At 67.8% G+C, this 714-nt stretch carries 2 pseudogenes; both read left to right on the top strand.

Annotated elements, in window-relative coordinates:
• Positions 1–335, top strand: a pseudogene (locus MKK54_RS03010) (peptidase dimerization domain-containing protein); the annotation flags it as partial.
• 46 nt (positions 336–381) lie between these two features.
• A pseudogene (locus MKK54_RS03005) lies at positions 382–714 on the top strand (outer membrane protein); the annotation flags it as partial.

The following is a 714-nucleotide window of genomic DNA, read 5'->3' as shown; positions in this document are numbered from 1 at the left end:
CCGCCCTCGACTACCTCGACGCGGCCGTTCCCGACTTCCCGGGCTCGATCGGCTTCCTCATCACCGGCGACGAGGAGGGGCCGGCGATCAACTGCGGTGTGAAGTGGTACGTGGGGGGCGGTGCGGTGTGTGGGTGTTTGGTCGATGTGCTGCTCGGCGAGCCGACCAACCCGGATTCGCTGGGCGACATGATCAAGATCGGCCGGCGCGGCTCGCTCACGGGCCGTCTCACCGTTCGTGGACGCCAAGGCCACGTCGCCTATCCGGATCTGGCCGAGAACCCGATCCCCGGCCTTCTTCGCCTCGCCTCCGCGCTGCTGGCCGAGCCGCTCGACGCCGCACCACCCTACTCCACAGACTCAACACACACCCGCCACAGTCAACCCGAACGGCCTGTCGGGCCTCGACTACTTCGGCACCGTCCGTGGTCGCCTCGGCTACGCCTTCGACCGCACCCTCGTGTACGGCACCGGCGGCTTCGCCTATGGCGGCGGCGGCGGCTCCGATTTCGGCCTGCCCAACAGCAGCCGCAACGATTTCCGCACCGGCTGGACCGCCGGCGGCGGCATCGAATACGCCCTGCCCACCGACTCGTTCCTGAACTTCTTCAAGTCCTCGGCCGTGACGCTGAAGGTCGAAGGCCTGTACGTGAACCTCGACCGCGACAACGCCAACAACGGCGTGTTCGCGTACTCGAACTCCACCGGCCAGACC

This window comes from Methylobacterium sp. J-068 (assembly GCF_022829445.1).
Lineage (GTDB): Bacteria > Pseudomonadota > Alphaproteobacteria > Rhizobiales > Beijerinckiaceae > Methylobacterium.
The sequence above is the reverse complement of the archived record's forward strand: the minus strand, read 5'-3'. Positions and strand labels throughout refer to the sequence as shown.